The sequence below is a fragment of the Halomonas sp. MCCC 1A13316 genome, assembly GCF_014931605.1.
In the GTDB taxonomy this organism is placed as follows: Bacteria; Pseudomonadota; Gammaproteobacteria; order Pseudomonadales; family Halomonadaceae; genus Halomonas.
This window is the reverse complement of sequence record NZ_CP053382.1, coordinates 4,174,513-4,196,871: the sequence shown is the minus strand read 5'-3', so window position 1 is coordinate 4,196,871 and position 22,359 is coordinate 4,174,513. Positions and strand designations below refer to the sequence as shown.

General features: G+C 62.2%; 19 protein-coding genes, 2 tRNA genes and 3 rRNA genes. 12 read left to right on the top strand and 12 right to left on the bottom strand.

The window, feature by feature from the left end:
* Positions 1-5: 5 nt before the first annotated feature.
* Both gluQRS and dksA read right to left on the bottom strand, forming a co-directional pair.
* Positions 6-884, bottom strand: a complete 879-nt coding sequence (gluQRS, locus tag HNO52_RS19540) for a tRNA glutamyl-Q(34) synthetase GluQRS (RefSeq protein WP_197566829.1) — start codon at positions 882-884, stop codon at positions 6-8.
* A gap of 87 nt (positions 885-971) precedes the next feature.
* Positions 972-1,409, bottom strand: a complete 438-nt coding sequence (dksA, locus tag HNO52_RS19535; RefSeq protein ID WP_167119305.1) for an RNA polymerase-binding protein DksA — start codon at positions 1,407-1,409, stop codon at positions 972-974.
* A 228-nt stretch (positions 1,410-1,637) separates the two neighbouring features.
* Between dksA and HNO52_RS19530 the strand changes: the two genes are divergently transcribed.
* The gene (locus HNO52_RS19530; RefSeq protein ID WP_197566828.1) at positions 1,638-2,798 is read left to right on the top strand and encodes a pyridoxal phosphate-dependent aminotransferase; all 1,161 of its coding nucleotides are present in this window, start codon (positions 1,638-1,640) and stop codon (positions 2,796-2,798) included.
* A gap of 11 nt (positions 2,799-2,809) precedes the next feature.
* Positions 2,810-3,568, top strand: a complete 759-nt coding sequence (gene sfsA / locus HNO52_RS19525) for a DNA/RNA nuclease SfsA (RefSeq protein ID WP_197566827.1) — start codon at positions 2,810-2,812, stop codon at positions 3,566-3,568.
* Here sfsA and HNO52_RS19520 read toward each other — a convergent pair.
* Genes HNO52_RS19520 through HNO52_RS19490 form a run of 7 tightly spaced genes read right to left on the bottom strand, consistent with a single transcriptional unit; the run spans position 3,527 to position 8,414 of the window.
* Positions 3,527-3,847 carry a Rieske (2Fe-2S) protein gene (locus tag HNO52_RS19520; RefSeq protein WP_197566826.1) on the bottom strand — a complete coding sequence of 107 codons (321 nt, stop codon included), beginning with the start codon at positions 3,845-3,847 and terminating at the stop codon, positions 3,527-3,529. The two genes, sfsA and HNO52_RS19520, sit on opposite strands and share 42 nt — an antisense overlap.
* 12 nt (positions 3,848-3,859) lie before the next feature.
* Entirely contained in the window at positions 3,860-4,321 is a 462-nt protein-coding gene (locus tag HNO52_RS19515; RefSeq protein ID WP_197566825.1) for a DUF4426 domain-containing protein, read from the bottom strand.
* A gap of 37 nt (positions 4,322-4,358) precedes the next feature.
* Complete coding sequence (gene metW / locus HNO52_RS19510; protein ID WP_197569311.1) at positions 4,359-4,961, bottom strand: methionine biosynthesis protein MetW; 603 nt, start codon at positions 4,959-4,961, stop codon at positions 4,359-4,361.
* The gene (metX, locus tag HNO52_RS19505) at positions 4,961-6,118 is read right to left on the bottom strand and encodes a homoserine O-succinyltransferase MetX (RefSeq protein ID WP_197569310.1); all 1,158 of its coding nucleotides are present in this window, start codon (positions 6,116-6,118) and stop codon (positions 4,961-4,963) included. The genes metW and metX overlap by 1 nt, the downstream gene beginning before the upstream one ends.
* 51 nt (positions 6,119-6,169) lie before the next feature.
* Positions 6,170-6,760, bottom strand: a complete 591-nt coding sequence (locus HNO52_RS19500) for a YggT family protein (RefSeq protein WP_197566824.1) — start codon at positions 6,758-6,760, stop codon at positions 6,170-6,172.
* A gap of 59 nt (positions 6,761-6,819) precedes the next feature.
* Positions 6,820-7,644 carry a pyrroline-5-carboxylate reductase gene (gene proC / locus HNO52_RS19495; RefSeq protein WP_197566823.1) on the bottom strand — a complete coding sequence of 275 codons (825 nt, stop codon included), beginning with the start codon at positions 7,642-7,644 and terminating at the stop codon, positions 6,820-6,822.
* A 59-nt stretch (positions 7,645-7,703) separates the two neighbouring features.
* On the bottom strand, positions 7,704-8,414 hold the full coding sequence (locus HNO52_RS19490) for a YggS family pyridoxal phosphate-dependent enzyme (RefSeq protein WP_197569309.1): 711 nt from the start codon (positions 8,412-8,414) through the stop codon (positions 7,704-7,706).
* A 78-nt stretch (positions 8,415-8,492) separates the two neighbouring features.
* On the opposite strand from HNO52_RS19490, the gene HNO52_RS19485 reads away from it, so the two are divergent.
* Together HNO52_RS19485 and HNO52_RS19480 are read left to right on the top strand one after the other, a co-directional pair.
* Positions 8,493-9,527: a type IV pilus twitching motility protein PilT gene (locus HNO52_RS19485; RefSeq protein WP_197566822.1), complete on the top strand. Its 1,035-nt coding sequence runs from the start codon at positions 8,493-8,495 to the stop codon at positions 9,525-9,527.
* A 30-nt stretch (positions 9,528-9,557) separates the two neighbouring features.
* Positions 9,558-10,700 carry a PilT/PilU family type 4a pilus ATPase gene (locus HNO52_RS19480; RefSeq protein WP_197566821.1) on the top strand — a complete coding sequence of 381 codons (1,143 nt, stop codon included), beginning with the start codon at positions 9,558-9,560 and terminating at the stop codon, positions 10,698-10,700.
* Between the two features lie 15 nt (positions 10,701-10,715).
* Here HNO52_RS19480 and HNO52_RS19475 read toward each other — a convergent pair whose 3' ends face one another.
* Positions 10,716-11,846, bottom strand: a complete 1,131-nt coding sequence (locus tag HNO52_RS19475) for an anhydro-N-acetylmuramic acid kinase (protein WP_197566820.1) — start codon at positions 11,844-11,846, stop codon at positions 10,716-10,718.
* Positions 11,847-11,960: 114 nt separating this feature from the next.
* Here HNO52_RS19475 and tyrS point away from each other — a divergent pair, with 114 nt between their 5' ends.
* From tyrS to rrf, 6 genes are all read left to right on the top strand, one after another.
* Positions 11,961-13,160 carry a tyrosine--tRNA ligase gene (gene tyrS / locus HNO52_RS19470; protein ID WP_197566819.1) on the top strand — a complete coding sequence of 400 codons (1,200 nt, stop codon included), beginning with the start codon at positions 11,961-11,963 and terminating at the stop codon, positions 13,158-13,160.
* Positions 13,161-13,934: 774 nt separating this feature from the next.
* A 16S ribosomal RNA gene (locus tag HNO52_RS19465) occupies positions 13,935-15,474 on the top strand.
* 97 nt (positions 15,475-15,571) lie between these two features.
* Positions 15,572-15,648: transfer RNA gene (locus HNO52_RS19460), tRNA-Ile, on the top strand.
* Between the two features lie 86 nt (positions 15,649-15,734).
* Positions 15,735-15,810 (top strand) — tRNA-Ala (locus HNO52_RS19455).
* A 211-nt stretch (positions 15,811-16,021) separates the two neighbouring features.
* Positions 16,022-18,911, top strand: a 23S ribosomal RNA gene (locus HNO52_RS19450).
* A gap of 100 nt (positions 18,912-19,011) precedes the next feature.
* A 5S ribosomal RNA gene (gene rrf, locus HNO52_RS19445) occupies positions 19,012-19,127 on the top strand.
* The 16S, 23S and 5S rRNA genes sit together here with 2 tRNA genes alongside, the layout of an rRNA operon.
* Positions 19,128-19,171: 44 nt before the next feature.
* Here the strand turns inward: rrf and gloA2 are convergent.
* Both gloA2 and hisC read right to left on the bottom strand, forming a co-directional pair.
* On the bottom strand, positions 19,172-19,630 hold the full coding sequence (gene gloA2, locus HNO52_RS19440) for an SMU1112c/YaeR family gloxylase I-like metalloprotein (RefSeq protein ID WP_197566818.1): 459 nt from the start codon (positions 19,628-19,630) through the stop codon (positions 19,172-19,174).
* Between the two features lie 49 nt (positions 19,631-19,679).
* Complete coding sequence (gene hisC, locus HNO52_RS19435; protein ID WP_197566817.1) at positions 19,680-20,735, bottom strand: histidinol-phosphate transaminase; 1,056 nt, start codon at positions 20,733-20,735, stop codon at positions 19,680-19,682.
* Positions 20,736-20,850: 115 nt separating this feature from the next.
* On the opposite strand from hisC, the gene HNO52_RS19430 reads away from it, so the two are divergent.
* Together HNO52_RS19430 and HNO52_RS19425 are read left to right on the top strand one after the other, a co-directional pair.
* The gene (locus HNO52_RS19430) at positions 20,851-21,747 is read left to right on the top strand and encodes an AEC family transporter (RefSeq protein ID WP_197566816.1); all 897 of its coding nucleotides are present in this window, start codon (positions 20,851-20,853) and stop codon (positions 21,745-21,747) included.
* 116 nt (positions 21,748-21,863) lie between these two features.
* Positions 21,864-22,313 carry a copper resistance protein NlpE N-terminal domain-containing protein gene (locus HNO52_RS19425; RefSeq protein ID WP_197566815.1) on the top strand — a complete coding sequence of 150 codons (450 nt, stop codon included), beginning with the start codon at positions 21,864-21,866 and terminating at the stop codon, positions 22,311-22,313.
* The last annotated feature ends 46 nt before the right edge of the window (positions 22,314-22,359 follow it).

Genomic DNA, 22,359 nt, shown 5'->3' with positions numbered 1-22,359 from the left:
GCTCCTTACTCCCAGCGTTGGGCTTCGGCACGGATACGGCTCGACTCCCAGCGGGCAGTGGCCCAGGCAAGCTGTTCGGCCACCGGCGCCGTACGCAGCTCGATGGGCGGTGCCTGATCGAGTGCCGCCAGGGCGCGATGAAGTAATGGCCGCACGGCATGGTCTTCCAGCGGCAGCGCCGGCGCCAGGTTCTGCTTGGACAGCTTCTGGCCTTCGCGATTGACGATCAAGGGCAGGTGCAGGTAGCGCGGCTCGGGCAGCCCCAGGGCGTGCTGCAACTGGCGCTGCCAGGGCGTGTTGTCGAGCAGGTCGTAGCCGCGGACCACGTCGCTGATGCCCTGGTCGGCGTCGTCCACCACCACGGCAAGCTGGTAGGCCCACAGCCCATCCTTGCGCTTGAGCACCACGTCGCCGAGCTCGGCGGGATCGAAGCGCTGCTCGCCGAACAGGCGATCCTGCCACACTACCGGACGCAGGCCGAGGTCGCTGCGCAGACGCCAGGCTACCGGCTTGCCCGGTTCGCGTACGCCCTCACGGCACCAGCCGGGATAGACCGGGTACGCGCGCCACTGCTTGCGTGAACAACTGCAAGGATAGGCCAGGCCCAGCGTCTCGAGTCGTTCCAGGGCCGCTGCGTAGGCCGCATCGAGGTCATGCTGCCAACGTACCGGACCGTCCCAGTGCAGGCCGAAAGCCTCGAGCTGGCGCAGAATGGTGTCGGCGGCACCTGCCGGGCAGCGGGGCGGGTCGATGTCCTCGATGCGCATGAGCCATTCGCCGCTGGCCCGTCGGGCATCGAGAAAGCTGGCCAAGGCGGCGATCAGCGAGCCGAAGTGCAGGGCGCCCGAGGGGGTGGGAGCGAAGCGGCCGCGGTAGCCGGTCATGTCTGGTTCCTGGCTGCGGTGGCCGACATGCAAACGGGCACCCAGCGGTGCCCGTTGCGAAGGAGAGCGAGGCGCATCACACCGGCATCAACCGCCGAGCTGCTTTTCCTTGAGCTCGGCCAGGGTCTTGCAGTCGACGCACAGTGTGGCCGTGGGGCGAGCCTCCAGGCGACGAATGCCGATCTCGACGCCGCAGGCCTCGCAGAAGCCGTAGTCGTCCTCATCGATCTTCTCGAGCGTCTCGTTGATCTTCTTGAGCAGTTTGCGTTCGCGGTCGCGGGTGCGCAGCTCCAGGCTGAAGCCTTCTTCCTGTGTGGCGCGGTCCGCGGGATCGGCGTAGTTGTTGGCCTCTTCCTGCAGGTGGCGCACCGTCCGATCGACCTCTTCCATGAGCTCCTGTTTCCAGCCCAGCAGGATCTGTCGGAAGTGCTCAAGCTGCTGCTCGTTCATGTACTCTTCACCCGGTGCGGCCTCGTACGGGGTGAATTTTTTGGGCGCTTCCGTCTTCTTGTCTGCTACTGGCATGGGACTGCCTCATTACTTGAGTGACTGCTGATCAATACCCGCCGCAACATGGTGCAAGGTATCTCACGCCAAAGGCATGCTTGTTTATCGGAATTCGTAGAGTTTTGCAATACCCAGCGAGAATGGCCGAGGCCTTTCCGCGGGCCAAATCAATGGTATGGTTTTTTGACCGCCGTATCCGGAAAAGTGCCGACCTCCGGCCATCTATCTTGCGTTCAGGAGTTTGCCATGCCGTGGAATCCGCGCGTTGATCGCGTTGAGCCCTTCCGTGTGATGAGTCTGCTGGAGGCCGCCCAGGCGCGCGAGGCGGCCGGCCATGACGTCATCCACCTCGAGGTGGGCGAGCCCGATTTCGCCACGCCCGAGCCGGTGGTGGCGGCCGGTCAGGCGGCGCTGGCAGCGGGACATACCCGCTACAGCCCGGCCGCCGGGTTGCCGGCACTGCGCGAGGCGATCGCCGGCCATTATCGCGAGCACTTCGGGGCCGACATCGACCCCCGGCGCATCCTGATCACACCCGGCGCCTCCGGGGCACTGCTGCTCGCCAGCCAGCTACTGGTCGGCCCCGGCGACAGGGTGCTGATGGCCGATCCCAATTATCCCTGTAACCGGCACTTCATGGCCCTGGCCGGCGCCGAGGTGGATACCGTTCCCGTCGGCCTGGAGAGCGGCTGGCAACTCGACGCCGACCTCGTGGCCCGCCACTGGCGCGATGACACCCGCCTGGCAATGCTCGCCACGCCGTCGAACCCCACCGGACATATGCTCGATGCGGCACAGCTCAAGGCGGTCGCCGACACGGTGGCTGCCAAAGGGGGGCATCTGCTGGTGGACGAGATCTACCAGGGGCTCAGCTATGACATTGAGCCGCTATCGGTGGTCTCGCTCTCGAGCGAAGCCTTCGTGGTCAACAGCTTCTCCAAGTATTTCGGCATGACCGGCTGGCGCTTGGGCTGGCTGCTGGCGCCCGAGGATGCCGTGGAGCCGCTGACCCGGCTGGCCCAGAACGTCTTCCTCGCCGCCCCCACCCCGGCCCAGCATGCGGCGCTGGCCGCCTTCACCCCGGCGTGCCGCGACCTGCTCGAGAACCGCCGCGTCGAGCTCGGCCGTCGCCGCGATGCGCTACTGGCCGGTCTTGCCCGACTGGGTCTGGCGCCGTCGCTGCCGCCGCAGGGCGCCTTCTACCTGTGGCTCGACATCTCGCGCTACAGCCGCGACAGCCAGGCCTTCTGTCAGCGCCTGCTGGAGGAGGAGAGCGTCGCCATCACGCCCGGGGTCGACTTCGCCGTGCATGGGGGCGAGCACCATGTGCGCATCGCCTTTACCACCGGCATCGCTCGCCTGGAGGAGGCGGTAAGTCGTCTCGAGCGCTTTCTGGCGCGGCAATAGGGGGCGTCTACGTGGAATACCCCGCCCTGGTCCCAGGCGTGCTGCTGCGCCGCTACAAGCGCTTTCTCGCCGACGTGCGTCTCGACAATGGCCGCGAAGTGGTGGCGCACTGCCCCAACACCGGCTCGATGCGGGCGGTGAACGTACCGGGCTGTCGCGTGTGGCTGGCGCCGAGCGACAATCCGGCGCGCAAGCTGGCCTGGACCTGGGAGCTGATCGAGCTGACCCAGGCCGACGGCAGCGTGGCATTGGCCTCGGTGCATACCGGTCGCACCAACCGCATCGTCGAGGAGGCCCTGCGGGCCGGACGTGTGGAATCGCTGGCCGGCTATGCCATGCTGAAGCGCGAAGCCAAGGTGGAGGGAGCGCGGCTCGACTTTCGCCTCGACGATCCCGATAGGGGCACCGCCTTCGTCGAGGTCAAACAGGTGACGCTCAAGGAGTTCGACGGTCACGGCTACTTTCCCGATGCAGTGAGCGAGCGCGGCCGCAAGCACCTGCTGGCGCTGGCGGCCCTGGCCGAGCAGGGCCAGCGTGCGGTGTTGCTGTTCTGCGTGGCGCATACGGGGATTCGCGACGTGGCGCCGGCGGCACATCTCGATCCGGCCTATGCCGCCACGCTCAAGGCCGTGGTCGAATGCGGTGTGGAGGTAGTCGCCCATGGCTGCGAGGTCGGCTGGCGTGATGCACGGCCGGTGTCGATCGGTCTGAGAGCCAGGCTTCCGATATCACTCACTCGCCAAGTGGATATTGCCCTCGGTGTCGATTGAGACGGCCACTGGCTCCAGGAAGCGCCCTTGGCAGGGGCCGAACACGCACTCGCCGCTTTCCGGCAGGAACAGGGCACCATGCATACCGCACTGGATCAGCTCGCCACCCGCCTCGAGGAAGCTTCCTTCGGGCAGGTTCAGCGGTACCTGCTGGTGCGGGCAGCGGTTGACGAAGGCGCTGATCCGGCCGTGCACGCGCACGAGGAAGGCCTTTCTACCGTCGGGGAGCGTGACGCCCCGCGAGGGGGCGGCGTCGAAATCATGCAGGTGGGCAAGCATGGCGGACACGGCTCAACGGTCGATATGGAAGCGCTGGATGAAGTTCACCTCGGCCGGCTCGCGGTTGCGGTCGTAGCGCACCTCGAGGGTAAAGTGCATCGGTTCGTCGTCGCGGATGCGGAACACCGCGATCTGCGACTGCGTCTCGCCGCTGCGCAGAGTGCGGAAGCTGAGCGGTTGCTGCTTGCTGCCCTGGACCTCGCCCACACTGCCGCTGACCGATGCGTTGACCGGGCGCAGCTGGCCATCGACCTCCTCGAGCACACTGACGTTGAGCAGCGCCAGGGCGGGGCTGCGCTGGATGCCATGGGCCTCGGCCACTGATGAGGGCAGGAAGCTGGTGCTCACGGCGCTGTAGTGAATCTGGTAGTCGCCGATCTGCTCGAACTGCTGGGCCTGGCCCGCAAGCGGCAGCAGCCCCAGCAGCAGCGCGAAGGCCAGAGCAAGAGGGTGCGACACAAGGCGTTTCAGCATGGCGCTCTCCTTGGCGACGCCGATCGAAGGCTGGCTATCACCGGCGATTCCGGCGCTCGACGCGAAAGATCGCGATCTCGCCGAAAAGGTTGGGCCACAGCCGCGTGGCCCAGTGTCCCTCGTGCTCGCCGATGCCGACAGCTCGGTCGGTGATGCGAAGCCCCTTCTCACGACACAGGTGCTCGAAGTCGTTGAAGGTCGACAGGTGGATGTTGGGGGTATCGTACCAGGCATGAGGCAGCGACTTGGAGACCGGCATGTAGCCGCGGATGCCCAGGTGAACCCGGTGCCGCCAGTAGGCGAAGTTGGGGAAGGTGATGATGCACTCCCTGGCCACGCGCAGCATTTCGTCGAGCATGCGGTCGGGGCGACGCAGCGCCTGCAGTGCCTGGGTCATGACCACCAGATCGTAAGTGTCATCCTCGAAGTTGACCAACCCCTCGTCGAGGTTCTGCTCGAGTACGCTGACGCCCTTGGCGACACAGGCGGTGATGCCTTCGGGGTCGATTTCCAGGCCGTAGCCGGTCACACGCTTGTCGCGTGCCAAAGCCTCGAGCAGGGTACCGTCGCCGCAGGCCAGGTCGAGGATGTGGGCGCGCTCGGGCACCCAGCGATGAATCAACTCCAGGTCGGCGCGCATCATGCAGTCTCCTTCAGGCCCAGATCGCGGGCGGCACGCGACATGAAGGCGGCGAACACCGCCTGGTAGCGCGGCTCCGGCAACAGGAAGGCGTCATGGCCGTGGGGCGAGTCGATGTTGACGTAGCTCACCGGCTTGCCGGCGCGGGTCAGGGCATTGGCCAGCTCGCGTGAGCGAGATGGCGGGAAGCGCCAGTCGCTGGTGAAACTCACCACCAGGAAGGGGCACTGGCTGGGCGCGACGGCGTCGGCCAGCACGCCGCCGTGCTCAGCCGCCGGATCGAAGTAGTCCAGCGCCTTGGTCATCAGCAGGTAGGTATTGGCATCGAAGGTGGTCGAGAAGGTGTCGCCCTGGTACCGCAGGTAGGACTCGACCTGAAACTCCACGTCATAGCCGAAGTTCAAGTCCTGGCTGCGCAGGTCGCGTCCGAACTTGCTGCCCATGGCGTCTTCCGAGAGGTAGGTAATGTGCCCCACCATGCGTGCCAGCTTCAGGCCGCGACGCGGTGCAGTGCCATGTTCGGCGTACCAGCCGTCATGGAAGTCCGGGTCGGAGCGGATGGCCTGACGTGCCACCTCGTTGAAGGCGATGTTCTGCGCCGAGAGCTTGGGCGTGGCGGCGATGATCACGGCGTTGGCGATCCGCTCGGGATAGATCCGGGTCCACTGAAGCACCTGCATGCCGCCCAGGCTGCCACCGATCACGGCGGCGAAGCGCTCTATTCCCAGGCGCTCGGCCAGGCGTGCCTGGCTATTCACCCAGTCGCTCACCGTGACCATGGGGAAGTCGGGCCCCCATTGGCGACCGCTGGTGGGGTTCATGCTGATAGGGCCGGTACTGCCGTGGCAGCCGCCGAGGTTGTTCAGCGATACCACGAAGAAGCGGTTGGTATCGATGGACTTGCCCGGGCCGATATGGGCATCCCACCAGCCCGGCTTGCGCTCGTCGGCGCTGTGATAGCCGGCGGCATGATGATGCCCCGACAGGGCGTGGCAGACCAGTACCGCATTGGAGCGCTCGGCGTTGAGCGTGCCGTAGGTCTCGTAGACCAGGTCGTAGGCCGGCAGCGTCCTGCCGCATGCCAGGGCCAGGGGGTCGTCGAAGTGTGCCGTCTGCGGCGTCACCAGGCCGACCGAGTCATCGGGAAGCTCGGGCATGTGTCGTTCCATGTCCTGTCGTTGAGGTCCGCCATGAGCGAACGGCGCGCCTTATAGACCCACCAGGGCGCCAGCGATACCTGCGGCGCGCGTCAGCGCACCGACCACCAAGCCATCGATGAGGCTGATGGCGATGAAGACGACGATCGGCGACAGGTCGATCATGCCCAGCGGCGGAATGACCTTACGCACCGGTGCCATTATCGGTTCTACCAGTTGCATGACCAGTAGCGCCCCGGGGTGGCTGGCATTAGGGGCGACCCAGCTCAGGATGATCATCACGATCAGGGCGAAGAAGTAGATCTTGAGGATGGCATTGGCTATGGCCGCCACGGCGCCGATCGCTACCTGGGTGAGCGGCGGCATGCCGATGCCGGCAATTTGCAAAATCGCCACTATGGCGATCGCCTTGAGCACGAAGGCGGCGGCCAGGGTTGCCATGTCGAAGCGTCCCATCACCGGGCCGAGAAAGCTCTGGAACGGCCGCACCACCGGCTGGGTGACCTTAACCACCGACTGGCTCATGGGGTTGTAGTAGTCGGCCTGCGATGCCTGCAGCAGGAAGCGCAGCATCATCAGGAACAGATAGATGTTGATTAGGGTATTGATCAGCAGCAGGCCGGCATTTCCCAGTTGGCCCATGTGGGCTCCTCCATATCGTCAAGATGCCGTCACGGGATAACCGCGAGCGGCTTGAAAGACTAACGCTTGCCGAGCTCCTCGGCCATCTCACGGGCACGGGCGGCACAGGCTTCCATGGCATCGGCCATGATCCGGCGCAGCCCGGCCTGCTCAAGATGCTCGATGGCCCGCTCGGTGGTTCCGCCGGGTGACATCACGTTGCGCTTGAGGCGGTCCGGGGGGAACTCGCTGCCCTGCGCCATACGCGCTGCACCCAAAGCGGTTTGCATCGCCAGGCGGCGTGCGGTCTCGGCCGGCAGGCCAAGCTTGACCCCGGCCTCCTCCATGGCCTCGAACATCAGGAAAAAATAGGCCGGTGCGCTCCCCGATACGGCGGTGACCGCATCCAGCAAGCCCTCTTCTTCCACCCACTCGACCAGCCCCACGGCCTCGAGCAGCGCAGTGGCCTGGTCGCGCTGCTCGGCGCTGACCTCGGGTGTGGCGAACAGGCCGGCGGCGCCGGCGCCGACCAGCGAGGGCGTGTTGGGCATGCAGCGTACCAACGGCAGGCCGCCGCCCATCCAGGCCTGCAGCGACTCGGCCGTGAGGCCGGCTGCCACAGAGATGATCAGCGGCCGCTGACGCTGCAGGGTGTCGCGCATCCCCTCGCATACGTCGCGCATGATCTGCGGCTTCACCGCCAGCACGACGATGTCGGCATCGGCCACCGCCGCAGCATTGTCGGTAGCGGTGTGGATGCCGAGGCGTTCGCGAAGCGGCGCCAGAAAATCGTCGCTAGGCGAGGTGGCGGTGATGTCGGTGGCCGGATGGCCATTGTCGATCATCCCGCCGATGATGGCGCCGGCCATGTTGCCGGCGCCGATGAAGGTGACTCTGCTGGCCATTGCTAGCTGTCCTTTTTCTGTCATTGGGCGAACGGCTCGTTGCCGGTGCGGTACGCCGCCTAGCGACGCGATGTGTCTCGTGCGCCGAAGATCGCCGTGCCCAGGCGTACCAGGTTGGCTCCCTCCAGCACGGCGGCTTCCAGGTCGTCGCTCATGCCCATCGACAGGGTATCCAGCGGCGCGTCGGGGAAGCGTTCACGCAGCGCTTCCAGGGCCTGGCGCAGCCGGGCCAGGGGCTCGCGCTGGCCCGCCATGTCCTCGGCCGGGGCCGGGATGGCCATTAGCCCGCGCAGGCGCAGGTGCGGCATCGAAAGTACGGCTTTCGCCAGACCCTCCAGCTCGTCGAAGGAGACGCCTGATTTGCTGGTCTCGCCGCTGACGTTTACCTGTAGGCAGATCTGCAAGGGCCCCAGCGCCTCGGGGCGCTGGTCGTTCAGGCGCCGGGCGATTTTTTCGCGATCGACGCTATGGACCCAATCGAAGTGTTCAGCCACGGCGCGTGTCTTGTTGGCCTGCAACGGGCCGATGAAGTGCCAGACGATACCGCTCAGGTCGGCCAGCTCGGCCTGTTTCTCCAGCGCTTCCTGTACGTAGTTCTCACCGAACTCCCGCTGACCCAGTTTCCAGGCTGCACGGACCATATTGGCCGGCTTGGTCTTGCTGACCGCGAGCAGTCGTGCCGACTCGGCAGGACGTGCCGCCGCCGCCAAGGCCTGAGCCAGACGTTCGCGGGCACTGGCCAGAGACTCGGAAAGCATGGTATCCGTCATCTCAGTCATATGAAGTCCGTCATGTCCACAAGGTCTGTCATACTTGCTGGAACCTCAACCGGGGAGCAGGGGAATCGCATGGATATTACCGAACTGCTGGCGTTCTCGGCAAAGCAGAACGCCTCCGACCTGCATCTGTCGGCCGGTCTGCCGCCGATGATTCGTGTCGATGGCGACATTCGCCGCCTCAACGTGTCGGCCATGGAGGACAAGGAAGTCCGCAAGCTGATCTACGACATCATGGGCGACCGGCAGCGTCGTGACTACGAGGAGTTCTTCGAAACCGACTTCTCCTTCGAAGTCCCCGGAGTCGCGCGTTTCCGGGTCAATGCCTTCAACCAGGCGCGCGGGGCCGGTGCGGTATTCCGCACCATTCCCAGTGAGGTGCTGACCATGGAGGACCTGGAGCTGGGTGATGTCTTCCGCCGCCTGTCACTGCTGCCACGTGGCCTGGTGTTGGTCACCGGCCCTACCGGCTCGGGCAAGAGCACGACCTTGGCCGCCATGATCGACTATATCAACGATCACCGCTATGACCATATCCTCACCATCGAGGACCCGGTGGAATTCGTCCACCGCAGCAAGCGCTGTCTGATCAACCAGCGTGAGGTGCACCGCGACACCCACGGCTTCGCCCAGGCGTTGCGCAGCGCCTTGCGCGAGGATCCCGACGTCATCCTGGTCGGTGAGTTGCGCGACCTCGAGACCATTCGCTTGGCGCTGACTGCCGCCGAAACCGGCCACCTGGTATTCGGTACCCTGCATACCACCTCGGCGGCCAAGACCATCGACCGTATCATCGATGTCTTCCCCGGCGAGGAGAAGGCCATGGTGCGCTCGATGCTGTCTGAGTCGCTGCAGGCGGTGATCTCGCAGACGCTGCTCAAGCGCCGCAGTGGCGGCCGGGTCGCAGCGCACGAGATCCTCATTGCCAACGCCGCGGTGCGTAACCTGATCCGCGAGGACAAGGTAGCGCAGATCTATTCGGCCATTCAGACCGGCGGCAATATCGGTATGCAGACTCTCGACGCCGCCCTGGCCAAGCTGGTGGCCGAAAACGTGGTCAATCGCGACGAGGCGCAGGCCCGCGCCAAGAGCGCGCTGGCAAGCTGAATGCCTTGGGATAATTAGAGAGGCGGGGAGATGAAAGCACAGGAATGGTTGGAGCAGTTGCTCGACATCATGGCCCAGCAGGAGGCCTCGGATCTGCTGATCTCGGTGCAAGCACCGCCGACGATCAAGACCGCAGGAAAGCTCACGGCACTAGGCGACCAGCGGCTTTCGGTGGAGCAGGTGCGCGAGCTGGTCAATACAGCGGTGCCCGAGGGGCTTCGTGAGCGTTTCCTGCAGGAGCGTGAGGCCAACTTCGCGCTGAGCCTCAGCGGCCGGGGACGTTTCCGGGTCAGCGCCTTTCAGCAGCGCAACCAGTGGGCCATGGTCATCCGGCGCATTGCTTACGAGATCCCTCATCTCGAGGAGCTCTCGCTGCCGGCGCAGTTGGGGGAGCTGGCCAATATGAAGCGCGGGCTGGTGTTCGTGGTGGGCGGTACCGGCACCGGCAAGTCGACTACCCTGGCGTCGATGATCCAGCAGCGCAACGAGACCCTGGGCGGACATATCATCAGCGTCGAGGACCCCATCGAGTACGTGCACCCGCACAAGAAGGCGATTATCAACCAGCGCGAAGTGGGCATCGATACCGAATCCTTCGAGGTGGCGCTGAAGAATACTCTGCGCCAGGCGCCGGACGTCGTCCTGATCGGCGAGGTGCGAACCCGCGAGACCATGGAGCATGCGCTGACCTTCGCCGAAACCGGCCACCTGTGCCTGGCGACCCTGCATGCCAACAACGCCAACCAGGCGCTGGATCGCATCATCCACTTCTTCCCGCATGAGCGCCACGAGCAGATCTGGCTCGACCTGTCGCTCAACCTGCACGCCATCGTCGCCCAGCAGCTCCTGCCGACTCGCGATGGGGGACGCACGCCGGCCATCGAGATCCTGCTGCGCACGCCGCTGATCGCCGACCTGATTCGCAAGGGCGACGTGGGCGAGATCAAGAACGTCATGGCTCGCTCGCGCGACCAGGGCATGCAGACCTTCGATCAAGCGCTGTTCGAACTCTACAAGGCCGGCAAGATCAGCGAGCAGGTAGCCATGGTGCACGCCGACTCGGCCAACGAGCTGCGCATGATGATCAAGTACGGTGACGAGAAGAGCGACGTGCTGGCCAAGGCGCAGGACAGCGCGCAGCGCTTCTCCCTGCGCGAGGATGATGATTTCTAGGTAGGACGTTCGGCCTTAAGGTGAAAAAAGGCCGCCAAGCACCCTGGGGCCGGCGGCACCGGTAACGCTGGGCAGGTTGCCGGGCAGCCCCTCCAGGCGGCGCCAGGCGAGCCAGGCAAAGGCGCCGGCTTCCAGCCAGTCGGCCGGCCAGCCCCAGTCGCTGCTGGGCACCAGAGCGGTCTCGGGCAAGTGGCGGGCCAGGCGGCCGAGCAGGTCGCGGTTATGCGCGCCGCCACCACAGGGGATCAGCGCCGAGGCTGCGGGGGCGCCGACGAGTTCACGCGCCATCTCGATACCCAGGGTCACGCTGGTGGCGGTCAGTTCCGCCAGGGTGGCCTGCACGTCAATGGGGTTCTCTTTCCCTGTGAGATGGTATTCGAGCCAGTCGAGATGGAACACCTCACGCCCGGTGCTGCGCGGCGGCGGGCGATGAAAGAAGGGCTCGCCCAGCAATCTCTCGAGCAAGGTTTCGTCCACACTCCCCGCAGCGGCCCAGTTACCGTCGGCATCGAAGCGGCCACCGCGGTGGCGTGCATGCCAGGCATCCAGCAGGGCGTTGGCCGGGCCGGTATCGAAGCCGATGATTTGGGCGTCACTTTCCGCTGGCGGCAGCAGGGTCAGGTTGGCAAATCCCCCCAGGTTGAGTACCAACTGCCATTGCCCTTTGCGACGGAACAGCGCCTCGTGAAAGGCTGGCGCCAAGGGAGCGGCCTGACCGCCGGCGGCCAGGTCGCGACGACGGAAGTCGGCCACCACCGTGCAGCCGGTCAGCTCGGCGATCAGGCTCGGGTTGTCGAGCTGCAACGTATAAGCCGGCCCATCGGCGTGGCCCCAGGGTGCATGCTCGATGGTCTGTCCGTGGCTGCCAATGGCGGTGACCAGCTCGGCGGCGATGTCGTTGTCATCGAGCAAACGCAGTACGGCAGCGGCCTGGAGCCGGCTGAAGGCATCCTCGGCGCTGGCCAATTCGGCGAAGGCAACCCGCTCGGCTTGGCAGAGCTGCAACAGCTGCTCATGGAGAGCTGTGGGCATTGCTTCCGCATGGGTGAAAAGCAATCGCGGCCGGCCCATAGCATCGATCTCGACCAGGGCGGCATCGATACCATCCAGGCTGGTGCCGGACATCAGGCCGACGAATAGTGCCATCTCTTCTCCCCCTAACGTGGCCGCCCCGCGGGGCGTTAAGTCATGCTAACATCGTGCCCCATTCGATGGACCCTGCCGTGGGGTGGATCAACGCAATTCGTGGAGTGGGAGACGATGACCGACGTTGCAAGCGCACTGGCGCTGCTGAAGCGAGGTACTCAGGAGATTCTGCTGGAGGAGGAGCTGGTCAAGAAGCTCGAGTCCGGCCGCAAGCTGCGCATCAAGGCGGGCTTCGATCCCACGGCGCCCGATCTTCACCTCGGCCATAGCGTGCTGCTGACCAAGATGCGCCAGTTTCAGGATCTGGGCCACCAGATCATTTTCCTGATCGGCGACTTCACCGGGCGCATCGGCGACCCCACTGGCAAGAACGTCACCCGCAAGCCGCTCACCGAGGAAGAGGTCCGTGCCAATGCGCAGACCTACAAGGAGCAGGTGTTCAAGATCCTCGACCCTGCCAAGACCGAGGTGCGTTTCAACTCCGAGTGGTTCGGCGAACTCACCGCGGCCAAGATGATCGAGCTGGCGGCCCAGAGCACGGTGGCGCGCATGCTCGAGCGTGACGATTTCGACAAGCGCTACAAGTCGGGTCAGCCGATCTCCATTCATGAATTTCTCTACCCGCTGGTGCAGGGCTACGACTCCGTGGCGCTCGAGGCCGACGTCGAGATGGGCGGCACCGACCAGAAGTTCAACCTGCTGATGGGGCGCGAGATTCAGAAGCACTTCGGCATGGAGCCTCAAGTAGTCATTACCATGCCGCTGCTCGAGGGGCTCGACGGCGTGCAGAAGATGTCCAAGTCATTGGGCAACTACGTCGGCGTCGACGAGGCGCCTGGCTCGATGTTCAATAAGCTCGTTTCCATGCCCGACAGCCTCATGTGGCGCTACTTCGAACTGCTCTCGCTGAAATCCAACGAGGAGATCGAGGCGCTCAAGCGTGACGTCGATGCCGGTGCCAACCCCCGCGACATCAAGATGGTCCTGGCGCGTGAGCTGATCGGGCGCTATCACGACGAAGAGGCAGCGGCCAACGCCCACAAGTCGGCCGGCAATCGCCTGGCCGAGGGCGAGTTGCCCGAAGACCTGCCCGAAGTGGAAGTGGACTTCGAAGGGAGCGCCCAGGCGCCGATCGCTGCAGTGCTCAACCGCTCGGGGCTCGCCAACAACAGTGCCCAAGCCAAGGACATGCTGGGCAACGGTCGGGTCAAAGTCGATGGCGAAGTAGTCGCCAAGGAGCATATGCTCGATACCGGCAAGAGCTACGTCATCCAGGCTGGCAAGAAACGCTATGCTCGGGTGACGCTCTGCTGAGCACGAGCCGCCTGATCCTGAGCTATTGATTGCAAGTCAGTTGCTCTGCCAGCGCCCGCCATGAGCGGGCGTTGTCGTCACTGGCGGCATCGCCGATCCGTCCACAGGCGGTCGTTCCGCACCGCCTGTGGATAGCTTGCCCGTCATCGCTTCTTCATGCCCCTGCCGTCATTCTGAAACTTTTTTACAGGCAGCCCTTGCAGGGTCGCGGTGAAAACCGTAAAGTACGCATCCGCTGCCGGCAACGGGCAACGTTGTCAGTGGTGGGAAGAGTGGTAAGTGGCTGTCGCGCTTTGGATTTTTCGACTCGCTTCGTAAAATTCCTGCTTGACGCTCACGGCGGATTCGGTAGAATGCGCCCACTCGAGAGAGGCCCGCCGAGGGCTCTCACGGAAACCGCGACGCCGGTCTTCGACGCCAGGTTCGCTACGGTGACGGCCTCGAAGGGAGTTGACAGACTCCGCCGAATCGGTAGAATACGCCTTCCTCGCAGGGCGCTGGCGAGGCCGCTGACAGAGTCAGTTGCCACGACAGCAAGCGAGACGCTCCGCGCTTCAGGCAGTGATTGAAGCGAGTGGGAGCCGCTCTTTAACAATCGATCAGGTAATTCATGTGGGCGCTTGTCGACGAGGTGGGTGAGAAGTCACACCCTATCGAGGCAAGCGACTCGTCGAAGACCTTCGGGTCTTTTTGAGAAGCTTTGACCTTGAGCCAAGTTTGGTTCGCTTTTGTCCGTTTCTTCGGAAAGGGATGAGTAAGAACCACAATGATTTGAAACTGAAGAGTTTGATCATGGCTCAGATTGAACGCTGGCGGCAGGCCTAACACATGCAAGTCGAGCGGCAGCACGGGGAGCTTGCTCCCTGGTGGCGAGCGGCGGACGGGTGAGTAATGCATAGGAATCTGCCCGATAGTGGGGGATAACCTGGGGAAACCCAGGCTAATACCGCATACGTCCTACGGGAGAAAGCGGGGGCTCTTCGGACCTCGCGCTATCGGATGAGCCTATGTCGGATTAGCTGGTTGGTGAGGTAATGGCTCACCAAGGCGACGATCCGTAGCTGGTCTGAGAGGATGATCAGCCACATCGGGACTGAGACACGGCCCGAACTCCTACGGGAGGCAGCAGTGGGGAATATTGGACAATGGGGGCAACCCTGATCCAGCCATGCCGCGTGTGTGAAGAAGGCCTTCGGGTTGTAAAGCACTTTCAGTGGGGAAGAAAGCCTTCCGGTCAATACCCGGGAGGAAGGACATCACCCACAGAAGAAGCACCGGCTAACTCCGTGCCAGCAGCCGCGGTAATACGGAGGGTGCGAGCGTTAATCGGAATTACTGGGCGTAAAGCGCGCGTAGGTGGCTTGATAAGCCGGTTGTGAAAGCCCCGGGCTCAACCTGGGAACGGCATCCGGAACTGTCAGGCTAGAGTGCAGGAGAGGAAGGTAGAATTCCCGGTGTAGCGGTGAAATGCGTAGAGATCGGGAGGAATACCAGTGGCGAAGGCGGCCTTCTGGACTGACACTGACACTGAGGTGCGAAAGCGTGGGTAGCAAACAGGATTAGATACCCTGGTAGTCCACGCCGTAAACGATGTCGACTAGCCGTTGGGTCCTTCGCGGACTTTGTGGCGCAGTTAACGCGATAAGTCGACCGCCTGGGGAGTACGGCCGCAAGGTTAAAACTCAAATGAATTGACGGGGGCCCGCACAAGCGGTGGAGCATGTGGTTTAATTCGATGCAACGCGAAGAACCTTACCTACCCTTGACATCCTGCGAACCCTTCGGAGACGAAGGGGTGCCTTCGGGAGCGCAGAGACAGGTGCTGCATGGCTGTCGTCAGCTCGTGTTGTGAAATGTTGGGTTAAGTCCCGTAACGAGCGCAACCCTTGTCCCTATTTGCCAGCGATTCGGTCGGGAACTCTAGGGAGACTGCCGGTGACAAACCGGAGGAAGGTGGGGACGACGTCAAGTCATCATGGCCCTTACGGGTAGGGCTACACACGTGCTACAATGGTTGGTACAAAGGGTTGCAAGCTCGCGAGAGCAAGCTAATCCCAGAAAGCCGATCTCAGTCCGGATCGGAGTCTGCAACTCGACTCCGTGAAGTCGGAATCGCTAGTAATCGTGAATCAGAATGTCACGGTGAATACGTTCCCGGGCCTTGTACACACCGCCCGTCACACCATGGGAGTGGACTGCACCAGAAGTGGTTAGCCTAACCTTCGGGAGGGCGATCACCACGGTGTGGTTCATGACTGGGGTGAAGTCGTAACAAGGTAGCCGTAGGGGAACCTGCGGCTGGATCACCTCCTTAAACGACGTATCACCGCCTCGCGGCAAGTGCTCACAATGAATTACCTGATCGACCAGAGCAAAGACTGTTTGGGTCGCCGACCCAGTGGTTGTAAGCCGGGTCTGTAGCTCAGTTGGTTAGAGCGCACCCCTGATAAGGGTGAGGTCGGCAGTTCAAATCTGCCCAGACCCACCAAATTTGCGTGATACGTCGTTGAAAGAGTCCTCGTATAGCAGGCTATACGTCGTCGTCTTTCGCCTTGTCTCACACAAATTACTTTCGGGGCCATAGCTCAGCTGGGAGAGCGCCTGCCTTGCACGCAGGAGGTCAGCGGTTCGATCCCGCTTGGCTCCACCACACTTCTCCACAGTCTACCCTGATCGGATCTGCAGTCATAAGCCAGCGTCGCGCCTTGCGATGTCGGGTTTATGACTGTCGATTGACAGTCTGCTCTTTAACAATGTGAATCATGCTGACAATTTCTCCGCAAGGAGAAATGCGAGATACGTCTCAAGCGTATCCGGCAATTGTCGTACGTAATCGCGGACCAGACCCTTTCGGGTTATATGGTCAAGCGATTAAGCGCATACGGTGGATGCCTTGGCAGCCAGAGGCGATGAAGGACGTTGTAGCCTGCGATAAGGCTCGGTGAGGTGGCAAACAACCTGTGACCCGGGCATTTCCGAATGGGGAAACCCACCCTGCACAAGCAGGGTATCCCACACTGAATCCATAGGTGTTGGGAGGCGAACCGGGGGAACTGAAACATCTAAGTACCCCGAGGAAAAGAAATCAACCGAGATTCCCCTAGTAGCGGCGAGCGAACGGGGACTAGCCCTTAAGCGACACAATCGATAGGCGAACAGGCTGGGAAGCCTGACCATAGCGGGTGATAGTCCCGTAGCCGAAATCCGAGTGGCGTGAAAACGAGTAGGTCGGGGCACGAGAAACCTTGACTGAACATGGGGGGACCATCCTCCAAGGCTAAATACTCCTGGCTGACCGATAGTGAACCAGTACCGTGAGGGAAAGGCGAAAAGAACCCCGGCGAGGGGAGTGAAATAGATCCTGAAACCGTATGCGTACAAGCAGTGGGAGCCGACTTGTTCGGTGACCGCGTACCTTTTGTATAATGGGTCAGCGACTTATTTTCAGTGGCGAGCTTAACCGAATAGGGGAGGCGTAGCGAAAGCGAGTCTTAACTGGGCGACCAGTCGCTGGAAATAGACCCGAAACCGGGCGATCTATCCATGAGCAGGTTGAAGGTTGAGTAACATCAACTGGAGGACCGAACCAGGATCTGTTGAAAAAGATTTGGATGACTTGTGGATCGGAGTGAAAGGCTAATCAAGCCCGGAGATAGCTGGTTCTCCTCGAAAGCTATTTAGGTAGCGCCTCACGTATCACCATCGGGGGTAGAGCACTGTTTCGGCTAGGGGGCCATCCCGGCTTACCAACCCGAGGCAAACTCCGAATACCGGTGAGTGCGAGCGTGGGAGACACACGGCGGGTGCTAACGTCCGTCGTGAAAAGGGAAACAACCCAGACCGTCAGCTAAGGTCCCGAAATCCTGGTTAAGTGGGAAACGATGTGGGAAGGCTCAGACAGCTAGGAGGTTGGCTTAGAAGCAGCCATCCTTTAAAGAAAGCGTAATAGCTCACTAGTCGAGTCGGCCTGCGCGGAAGATGTAACGGGGCTAAACCAGGTACCGAAGCTACGGGCTTGCCGAATGGCAAGCGGTAGAGGAGCGTCGTGTAAGCCGATGAAGGTGGATTGAGAAGTCTGCTGGAGGTATCACGAGTGCGAATGCTGACATGAGTAACGACAAGGGGAGTGAAAAACTCCCCCGCCGGAAGACCAAGGGTTTCTGTTCGACGCTAATCGGAGCAGAGTGAGTCGGCCCCTAAGGCGAGGCCGAAAGGCGTAGTCGATGGGAAACGGGTCAATATTCCCGTACCTCACTGTATTGCGATGGGGGGACGAAGAAGGCTAGGTGAGCCAGGCGTTGGTTGTCCTGGTGAAAGCCAGTAGGCTGGGGGTTCAGGCAAATCCGGATCCCCAAGGCCGAGAGGCGAGACGAACACCCCACGGGGTGGAAGTCATCGATGCCACGCTTCCAGGAAAAGCCTCTAAGCTTCAGATACAGTGGGACCGTACCCCAAACCGACACAGGTGGTCAGGTAGAGAATACCAAGGCGCTTGAGAGAACTCGGGTGAAGGAACTAGGCAAAATGGTGCCGTAACTTCGGGAGAAGGCACGCCGGCGTAGGGTGAAGGCACTTGCTGCTGGAGCTCGAACCGGTCGAAGATACCAGGTGGCTGCAACTGTTTATTAAAAACACAGCACTCTGCAAACGCGCAAGCGGACGTATAGGGTGTGACGCCTGCCCGGTGCCGGAAGGTTAAGTGATGGTGTTAGCCCTCGGGCGAAGCTCTTGATCGAAGCCCCGGTAAACGGCGGCCGTAACTATAACGGTCCTAAGGTAGCGAAATTCCTTGTCGGGTAAGTTCCGACCTGCACGAATGGCGTAATGATGGCCACGCTGTCTCCACCCGAGACTCAGTGAAATTGAAATCGCAGTGAAGATGCTGTGTACCCGCGGCTAGACGGAAAGACCCCGTGAACCTTTACTATAGCTTCACACTGGACGCTGATGTTGCTTGTGTAGGATAGCTGGGAGGCTAGGAAACCCGGACGCCAGTTCGGGCGGAGCCACCCTTGAAATACCAGCCTGGCATCATTGGCGTTCTAACTCAGGTCCGTGATCCGGATCGAGGACAGTGTGTGGTGGGTAGTTTGACTGGGGCGGTCTCCTCCCAAAGAGTAACGGAGGAGCACGAAGGTACCCTCAGCACGGTCGGAAATCGTGCATTGAGTGCAAGAGCATAAGGGTGCTTGACTGCGAGACAGACACGTCGAGCAGGTACGAAAGTAGGTTCTAGTGATCCGGTGGTTCTGTATGGAAGGGCCATCGCTCAACGGATAAAAGGTACTCCGGGGATAACAGGCTGATACCGCCCAAGAGTTCACATCGACGGCGGTGTTTGGCACCTCGATGTCGGCTCATCACATCCTGGGGCTGAAGTCGGTCCCAAGGGTATGGCTGTTCGCCATTTAAAGTGGTACGCGAGCTGGGTTTAGAACGTCGTGAGACAGTTCGGTCCCTATCTGCCGTGGGCGTTGGATGTTTGAGAAGAGCTGCTCCTAGTACGAGAGGACCGGAGTGGACGCACCTCTGGTGTTCCGGTTGTCACGCCAGTGGCATTGCCGGGTAGCTACGTGCGGACGGGATAACCGCTGAAAGCATCTAAGCGGGAAGCCCCCTTCAAGATGAGACATCCCCGAGGCCTCGAGCCTCCTGAAGGGCCCAGCGAGACCAGCTGGTTGATAGGCCGGGTGTGGAAGCGCTGCGAGGCGTTGAGCTAACCGGTACTAATGGCCCGTGAGGCTTGACCATATAACCCCAAGGGGTCTGCGCATTGCGCACGAAAATTGACGGATACGCCCGGGCACGCCCCGGCGAGACGTATCGCTCAGCATGATTCCAACCGTTTTCGCCTGACGACCATAGCGAGTGGGAACCACCTGATCCCATGCCGAACTCAGCAGTGAAACCGCTCAGCGCCGATGGTAGTGTGGGGTCTCCCCATGCGAGAGTAGGTCATCGTCAGGCATCTCTTCAGAGACCCAGCTTCGAAAGAGGCTGGGTTTCGTCGTTCAGGACTTCCCAAAACCCCGAGTGCCATAGCGCTCGGGGTTTTTCTTTGTCTGTCGTTTCTCTTCGTACAGCTCGATAGGCGTGCCGTCGGGATCACTCATGAAGGTGAAGCGTGAGCCCGTCAGGGCGTCGATCCGAATGGGCTCGGCTCGTGCACCGCGTGCCTGGAGCAACTTCATGCAGGCATCCAGATCGGTAGTGGCCAGGGCAAGGTGGCGCCAGCCGCAGGCCTCGGGGTAGCTTTGGCGTGCCGGAGGCTCGGGAAAGGAGAAGAGCTCCAAATGGATACCGCCAGGGAGTCTCAGGTCCAGCTTGTAACTGTCGCGTTCGGCGCGATAGGTCTCGCTGATGACGTCTGCACCCAGCACCTCGATATAGAAGCACTTGGCGCGGGGGTAGTCGGCGGTGATCAGGGCGATGTGGTGAACGCCCGACAGGGGGAGGGGAGCCGTGGACATGTGGGTGACCTCGGTATGAAACGGGCGCCAAGCGGCGCCCGGGACAATATCAGCGGCAGAGAGCCTCGAAGGTCTCGATCAGGCTATTCATTTCGTCGTCAGTTCCGATGGAGATGCGCAGGAAGTCGCGCAGCGTCTCGGTATTGAAATGGCGGACCAGAATGCCGCGTTCACGCAGGCCGACGAACAGCTGGGCGGCATCGTGATCGGAATGGCGGGCCAGGATGAAGTTGGCCTGTGAGGGCAGCACATCGAAGCCGAGCTTCATAAGTCGCCGTACGGTGCGCTCACGTGTGGTGATGACGCGCTCCCGACAGGCATCGAAATGCGCCTTGTCCTCCAGCGAGGCGATGGCGAGCGCACTGGCCAGGCTGTCGATGGGGTAGGAGTTGAACGAGTCCTTGACCCGCTCGAGCCCTTCGACCAGTTCGCGAGAGCCGATGGCATAGCCCAGGCGAAGGCCGGCCAGGCTGCGCGATTTCGAGAAAGTGCCCGTCACCAGCAGGTTGGGGAAACGCTCGATCAGCGGTACGACGCTCTCACCGCCGAAGTCGACATAAGCCTCGTCGACCAGTACCACCTGATCAGTCAAGCGCTCGAGCAGGTTGGCTATGGCACTGCGAGAGTGACCATGTGCCGTAGGTGCGTTGGGGTTGGCGAAGATGGCGCCGCCGCTGTCGGTGGTAAAGGCATCGAGGTCGACTTGCCACTCGCTGTTGAGCGGCAGGCTGCGTCTTTCGATGGCGTACAGCTTGCAGTAGACCGGATAGAAGCTGTAGGTGATATCCGGCATCTCGAGCGGACGGTCGTGGCAAAAGAAAGCCTGGAAGGCCAGTGCCAGCACTTCGTCGGAGCCGTTACCGACGAAGACCTGCCCGACTTCGACGCCATGTTCCCGGGCAAGCGCCTCGCGCAGGGCCAGAGATTGCGGGTCGGGATAGAGGCGCAGGTGATCGACGGGGTATTCACGCAACGCCGCCTCCACACCGGGTGCGGGCGGATAGGGGTTTTCGTTGGTGTTCAGCTTGATCAACTTCTCGCGCGGTTGCTCTCCCGGTACGTAGGGCGTCAACTCGCGCACCGCCGGGCTCCAGAACTGGCTCATGGGGTCTCGTTTCTCGCAAGGGCAGACTTTAGGCCATGTTGACCGGTGCGGGCTGACCGCGCAAGCCGGCGGCGTGCTAGCCTAGGCGCTTTCGCGTGAATATCGGAACCCCTTCATGACCGCCCAGATCATTGCCACTCTGCTTCCGGTCTTTCTGATTGCGGGCTGCGGGACCCTTTATGGTCGCTTCCGTACGCCCGACATCCGCAGCCTGAACACGCTCAACATGGAAATCTTCGTTCCCATGCTGGTGTTCGCCGTACTGGCGGATCGACAGGCGCCGCTGGCGGAGTATGCCGGTCTGGCACTAGGGGCTGCCGTCGTGGTGCTGGGGTCCGGCGTGTTGCTGTGGCCTCTGGTCAGGCTTCTCGAGCTCGAGCCCAAAACCTTCCTGCCGCCGATGATGTTCAACAACTCCGGCAACATGGGCATCCCGCTGCTGGTACTGGCTTTCGGTGAGGCGGCTCTGCCCGCCGCGGTGGTAGTATTCATCGTTGAAATGCTGCTGCACTTCTCCGTCGGCCTCTACATGTTGAGCCCACATACGCCGCTGTGGCGGCTATTGCGCATGCCGATCGTATTGGCAAGCCTGGCGGGTCTGAGCGTCAACCTGGGTGGCGTACCGCTACCCGGCTGGCTGCTCGAAGCGCTGCATATGCTGGGTGGTGTGTGTATTCCGCTGATGCTGTTTGCGCTCGGAGTACGCATGCTCGACATTGACTTCGGCGACTGGAAGACTGGCCTGCTTGGTGCCGTGCTATGCCCGCTCTCCGGTCTGCTGCTGGCCGTGCCGATGATCCTGTGGCTCGATCTGACGGGGCTTCAGGCGGCGGCACTGTGGGTATTTGCCGCGCTGCCTCCCGCCGTGCTCAACTATCTGGTAGCCGAGCAGTATCGACAGGAGCCTCACAAAGTGGCCTCTCTGGTGCTGATCGGTAACCTGGGCAGCCTGATCGTGATGCCTATCGTACTGGCTCTGGTGTTCACGCACGTGCAACCGGGGGCCGTCTGAAGGCGGCACGACACGCAGACGCAGTCGAGACTGTCTGCCAGCGGCCGAAGGGGTTATGCTGTGACATACGCTGAATACGGTACATCGCGACAAACCCATAGGTTAGGAGTGAACAAATGCAAGTAAGGACCCTGCTGGCTGGCTCGGCCATGCTGGCCTTCCTGGCCGGTTGTGCGGCCGGCCCGGCTGAAGACCGTGCTGACATGGCAATGGACGATGCCGAAGTCGTTTACCAAGGCACCCTGCCCTGCCGCAACTGTGCGGGCATCGATCTGAACGTGACGCTGCGAGGTGACGAGCAGGCTGCGCTCGAGGAACGCACCTTCGACCTGCGTGCCAGTTACCAGGAACACCCCCAGGAGCCGCCCGATGAAGAGTATGCGGCCAACTGGGAGGTGCTCAGCGGTACCGCAGTCGATCCTGATGCGACCGTGTACGAGCTGACACCGGATGGTGAAGGTCAGATCTACTATTTCCTGCGCGTCGATGACCAGACCCTGGAACTGATCGACCCTCAGCGTCGTCGCTTCCAGAACAACGAAGCCCTGCAGTTGAAGCGCCAGTAAAACTCTGTTGCGACAGTAGCGAAGGCGGCCTGTGGGCCGCCTTCGC